This is a genomic window from Streptomyces sp. DvalAA-14 (assembly GCF_900091855.1).
GTDB lineage: Bacteria > Actinomycetota > Actinomycetes > Streptomycetales > Streptomycetaceae > Actinacidiphila.
On sequence record NZ_FMCH01000586.1, the window covers coordinates 1 to 5,554 of the forward strand.

Annotated in this window: 5 protein-coding genes; 3 read left to right on the forward strand and 2 right to left on the reverse strand. The window is 72.5% G+C overall.

Going from position 1 to position 5,554, the window contains the following annotated elements:
* Window positions 1-1,216 (forward strand): M6 family metalloprotease domain-containing protein (locus tag GA0115240_RS31610; protein ID WP_370673394.1); only part of this gene is annotated, 1,216 nt, incomplete at its 5' end.
* Window positions 1,217-1,220: 4 nt separating this feature from the next.
* Window positions 1,221-2,465 carry a M6 family metalloprotease domain-containing protein gene (locus tag GA0115240_RS31615; RefSeq protein ID WP_256070119.1) on the forward strand — a complete coding sequence of 415 codons (1,245 nt, stop codon included), beginning with the start codon at window positions 1,221-1,223 and terminating at the stop codon, window positions 2,463-2,465.
* A gap of 17 nt (window positions 2,466-2,482) precedes the next feature.
* Here GA0115240_RS31615 and GA0115240_RS31620 read toward each other — a convergent pair whose 3' ends face one another.
* Both GA0115240_RS31620 and GA0115240_RS31625 read right to left on the reverse strand, forming a co-directional pair.
* Window positions 2,483-2,911, reverse strand: coding sequence for an OsmC family peroxiredoxin (locus GA0115240_RS31620; protein WP_093742074.1), 429 nt, complete (start codon window positions 2,909-2,911; stop codon window positions 2,483-2,485).
* Between the two features lie 110 nt (window positions 2,912-3,021).
* Window positions 3,022-3,828 carry a polysaccharide deacetylase family protein gene (locus GA0115240_RS31625; protein WP_093742076.1) on the reverse strand — a complete coding sequence of 269 codons (807 nt, stop codon included), beginning with the start codon at window positions 3,826-3,828 and terminating at the stop codon, window positions 3,022-3,024.
* 194 nt (window positions 3,829-4,022) lie between these two features.
* Here GA0115240_RS31625 and GA0115240_RS31630 point away from each other — a divergent pair, with 194 nt between their 5' ends.
* Window positions 4,023-5,489 carry an alpha/beta hydrolase gene (locus GA0115240_RS31630; RefSeq protein WP_093742078.1) on the forward strand — a complete coding sequence of 489 codons (1,467 nt, stop codon included), beginning with the start codon at window positions 4,023-4,025 and terminating at the stop codon, window positions 5,487-5,489.
* The last annotated feature ends 65 nt before the right edge of the window (window positions 5,490-5,554 follow it).

The window sequence follows — 5,554 nt, forward strand, 5'->3', positions numbered from 1 at the left end:
GCGCTCGGCCGCCGCCGCGGTGGCCGGCTTCGCCGCCCTGGTCGCCTGGACGCTGATGACCGGTCCGGCCGCGGCCGCCGCCGGCAGCGCCTGCCTGCTGCCGCGTACCCGCGTGCACCACTCCGAGGGCGTGGACAGCTGGGAGAGCGACTACGCCCATCCGGTCGGCGACGTCAAAGCGCTGATGATCTTCCTGTCCTTCCCCGACTCCGAGCCCCGGCTGACGCCGGCCGAGGTCGCCGCCGACCACTTCCCGGCCACCAGCGAGTTCTTCGCGCAGGCGTCCTACGGGAAGTTCCGGCTGCACGTGCACCCCCAGACCCGCTGGCTGAAGATGCCGCACCCCTCCACGGACTACCTGATCAGCCGGGACTGGAACGCCCGGGAACGCTCGGCCTACCTGCGGGACGCGCTGAGCACCGCCGATCCGGTGGTGGACTTCCACGGCTACGACGTGGTGTACCTGGTGGCCGATCCGGACGCGCCCGGCGTGGACTCCGACGCCACCAAGGTCGTCAACCTCGCCTCGCCGGTCACGGTGGACGGCAATCCGCTGCACCGGCTGGTCACCGTCTTCGAGCACCACCCGCCGGACCACAACGTCCTGGCGCACGAGACCGGCCATGTCTTCGACCTGCCCGACCTGTACTACCGGCCGCCGGCCGGCAGCAACGCCGACTGGGACACCCATGTCGGCGACTGGGATCTGATGGGCAGTCAGTTCGGCCTGTCGCCGGACCCGTTCGCCTGGCACAAGTGGAAACTCGGCTGGCTCGGCGACGACCAGGTCGGCTGCGTGTCGCGGACCGGCATCACCTACCACGACCTCAGTCCCGACGAGACGCCCGGCGGCACCAAACTGCTCGTCGTGCGCACCGGGGAGGACACCGCACTGGCCGTCGAGGCGCGCAGCGCGGCCGGCAACGACCGGCTCACCTGCCGGCAGGGCGTGCTGCTCTACCGGGTCCGCTCGGACCGGGAGTCCGGTGACGGGCCCATCGACGTGATCGACGGCCATCCCGGCACGTCCGCGTGCGCCGCCAGTTCCGTCTACGCGCCGCTGGCCGACGCGCCGCTGGGCGTGGGGGAGTCGTACACGGTGCCCGACGGCTCCACCCAGGTCACTGTCACCGGCCGTACGTCCGAGGGGGATTGGACGGTCCGCGTCACCGAGAGCGCCCCGGGCAGCCGGGCCGGCCCCGGCCGCGAGGCGTAGCGCCGTGGTCTCGCCGGCCCGAATAGCGGTGCGGGGCCTGGCGGCCGGTGCGCTGGCGCTGCTCGCCGTCGGCTCGTCCGTCTCGGGCGGCGCGCGCGGCCCGGACCTGAGCCCGTCCCCACCGCCGGCCGGCCGGCCCTGCGCGCTGCGCGCCGTCCCGGGCGTGGCCATGTCCGAGGGCTTCCCCGACCAGGTCGCCCACGACGCCGGCCAGGAGTTCGCGCCGTCCACCGGGCGGGTGCGCGCGCTCACCTTGCTGATCGACTTCCCCGACGCCAAGGCGCCGTACAGCGCCCGTGACCGCTACGACGAGTTCTTCCCGGCCGTCAAGAAGTGGTACACCCGCGCCTCGTACGGAAAGCTCGACTACCGCTCCACGCCGGTGCTGCGCTGGATACGCATGCCGCGGCCGTTCTCCGCGTACCGGATCGGCCGCGGCTACGGCTGGGACGCGCACACCGAGATGATGCGCGACCTGCTCAAAGTCGCCGATCGCAGCATCGACTTCCACGGCTACGACCTCGTCAACATCCTCGTCACGCCGAACGCCGGACCGCCCTCGGACCAGGCGGTGCTCTCCGTCACCTGGACCGGCGCCTCGGCCGCCACCACCGACGACGGCGCCCACTTGGACAAGGTCTCCCTCATCTACGGCCACGACCAGTCGGGTTCACGGGTGCTCAGCCACGAGAACGGCCACGACTTCGGGCTGCCCGACCTCTACGCCGCCGACGACTTCGCCAAGACCGATCTGCTGGCCGGCCAGTGGGACACCATGTCGCTCGACTGGGGCCTGCAGGGCGACATGCTCGCCTGGCACAAGTGGCGGCTCGGTTGGCTGACCGACCGTCAGATCGACTGCGTCACCCGCCGCAAGCGGGCCACCTACACGCTGACCCCGATCGAGGTGCCCGGCGGGCGCAAGGCGGTGATCATCCCGGACGGCAGCACCCGGGCCTACGTGCTGGAGGTGCGGGAGGCGGTCGGCAACGACGTGGACGCCTGCCGTGCGGGGGTGCTGGCCTACCGGGTGCGCACCGATGTGGACTCCGGGCAGGGCCCGGTGACGGTGACCGACGCCCACCCGCTCACCTCGGCTTGCGACTTCAGCAGCGGGGCCTTCAACTCGCTGAACGACGCGCCCTTCGAGGTGGGCGAGAGCGGGGGAGACCGCGCCGCCGGGGTCTCCTTCACCGTCCTGTCGCACAGTGCGGCGGGTGCGTGGAGAATCCGCGTCACCCGCCGCTGAGCGCTCGACTGCCGTGATCAGACCAGCAGTTCGGCCTCAAGGGTGATGTTGACCCCCGCGAGCGCCTTGCTGACCGGGCAGTTGGCCTTGGCGTCCTGCGCGGCCGCCTCGAACGCCTCGGCGCTGATGCCGGGGACGCGGCCCTTCACCGAAAGGGTGATGCCGGTAATGCCCTCACCGGGCTGGAAGGTGACGTTCGCCACCGTCTCCACGCTCTCCGGCGGGGTGCCGGCCCCGGCCAGGCCGTGCGAGAGCGCCATCGAGAAGCAGGACGAGTGCGCCGCGGCGATCAACTCCTCCGGGCTGGTCTTCCCGTTGGCGGTCTCGGCGCGGGACGCCCAGGTGATGTCGTAGGTGCCGACGCCCGAGGTGTCCAGCGAGACGGTACCGGCGCCGCCGATCAGCGCGCCCTTCCACTGAGTCGTCGCGGTGCGGGTGGTTGCCATGATGAAGCCTCCAAGAGGTACGAACCGGGCCTGCGGCTTGAACGCTACCGCTTCGACAGGCGCCGGAGGCTGTGCGCTCGGCCACGGTCCGGCCGCCGCCCGGGACGTGCTTACTTGTAGACCTTGCCCGGCTGGGGCTTGCCCGGGGCGAGGAGTTGGGAGACGGTCACGAAGGTGTAGCCGCGCGCCTGGAGGGCGGAGATGATGCCGGGGACGGCGGCGACCGTGCCGTTGTAGCCGCGGTTGGTGGGGTCCACCAGGTCGTGCAGCAAGATGATGCCGTCGCGCTTGGTCTGTCCCAGGATCCGCCGGGTGATCAGCGCCGAGTCGGTGGTCTTGTAGTCGGCCCCGTTGGCGCTCCATTCGACCTCGGCCATGCCGAGATCCCGGGCGATGGCGGTGACGGCGGGGCTGGTGCGGCCCTGCGGCGGGCGCAGCAGCGTCGGGCGGACGCCGGTGACCTTCTGCACCGCGTCGCGGCCCTCGGTGATCTCCTTGCGCACCTCGGCCTTGCTGATCTTGGTGAGGATCTGGTGCGACCAGGTGAGGGTCTCCACCTCGTGGCCCTGCGCCACCATGTCCTTGACCATCTCCGGGTGCACCATGACGTGGTTCTTGCCGAGCGTGAAGAACGTGGCGTGCACGTGGTACTTGCTGAGGATGCCCAGGATCTGCGGGGTGTGCACGCTCGGCCCGGCGTCGAAGGTGAGCGCCACGCACTTGGCCTTGCGGCAGTCGACCGGGCCGTTGGGGCCGGCCGCGAAAGCCGCCGCGCCGGCGGCCGGCAGGTGCTTGCGGGCGTCGGCCGGCGAGGTCGAGTCGTAGCCGTCGCAGCCGGTCAGGCCGATGGCCAGCGCCGCCGTGGTCGCCAGTGCGGCCAGAACGCGTATTCGGCGGCCCGTGGTCGTGCTCCGCATGCGGGAGATCCCCCTCGTCGTGGTGCGGGTTCGTTGCGGTCCAGGTCCACCGGGGGCGGACCGCCAGGAACTATACACAGGAGGTATACAGGGATTGTCCCCGGGTGACCGCGAGGAACACGGCGGCAGCAACCGGGTGCGGGCGGCGGCAGCCGCGAAGTGCGAGGCCCGGGCCGCGCCTTTACCTTGAGTCCATGGCCGTATCACGCAGGCTGCGGCGGCTGCTGGCCGCGACACTGGGGGGTCTGCTCGGGATCGCCCCCACGACGGTCGCGATCGCGGACGACTCCCCCGATCTGTCCGGCTTCTACCGGCAGAGCATCGGCTGGAGCACCTGCGCGGACGCCAAGGCGCCCGCCAAGGCCCGCTGCGGCACCGTCAGCGTCCCGATGGACTACCGGCACCCGGACGGCACCACCCTGGACATCGCGGTCAGCCGGTTGCCCGCCACCGGGCCGGGCCTGCGGCTGGGCGCGCTCGCGGTGAACTTCGGCGGGCCCGGGATCTCCGGGATCACCGAACTCGACGCCCGCGCCAAGGACCTGGCGGCCCTGAACCGGCGCTACGACCTGATCGGCTTCGACCCGCGCGGGGTCGCCCGCTCGGCGCCGGTCGACTGCGGCGACCTCAGCGAGGTCGCCGACCCCGCCCAACTCGCCGCGGCCTGCTCGCGCCACTCCGGCTGGCTGCTGCCCTGGCTCGGCACCCCCAACGCCGCCCGCGACCTCGACGTCATACGCCAGGCCGTGGGGGACGACCGCCTGGCCTACCTCGGCTTCTCCTACGGCGCACGGCTCGGCGCGGTCTACGCGCACGAGTTCCCCGACCGGGCCGGCCGGATCGTGCTGGACGGGGTGCCCGACCCCTCGCTGGACGCGGTCGGCACCGCGCTGGGGCAGGCCCGCGCCTTCCAGAAGGCGCTCACCGACTTCGCCGGGGACTGCGCGGCCCACCACTGCCCGCTGCCGGGACACGACGCCGCCCAGGTGATGGCCGCGATCACCGAAGGCGCCCAGCAGATGGCCGGCAGCCCGCTGGCCACCGACACCGGCACCCTCGACCGGGCCGGCTACCTCCAGGCCCTGCAGAACGCCCTGTACTCCAAGGACACCTGGCCCTACCTCCGCCAGGCGCTGGGCAATCTCCGCAGCGGCGACGGCGACTTGATGATGCAGCTCGCCTACCCGGAGGAGTTCGGTTCGCAGGCCGTACGCCGGGCCGTCGCCGACTGGACGGGCGCGCCGCAGGGCAACGCCGAGACGGCCAAGCTCGCCATCGACTGCCGCGACACCTCCGAGCGCCGCACCCCGCAGCAAGTGCGGGCCTACGACGCCCGCTTCACCAAGGCGTCCGCGCTGTTCGGCCGCGACATCCAGGCCACCCTGCTGGCCTGCACCGGCTGGCCCGCCGGCGACGACAGCACCCGCCACGTGGCCGCCCGGGGCGCCCCCCAGATGCTGATGGTCGGCACCACCGGCGACCCCGCGACCCCCTACCCGGGCGCCGGCGACATGGCCAAGGCCCTGGCCAACAACAGCCACGTCCTCACCTACCGCGGCGAGGGCCACGGCGCGTACTTCGCCCACAGCGCCTGCGTCCGCGCCAAGGTCGACGCCTACCTCCTGGAGGGCGAACTCCCGGCCCCGCACGCGACCTGCTAGCCGCGCGCCTGCCGGCGGGCGAGTGCGTGCGTGCGTCGCGGCCCGAGGGCTGGGGTGGGCCTCCC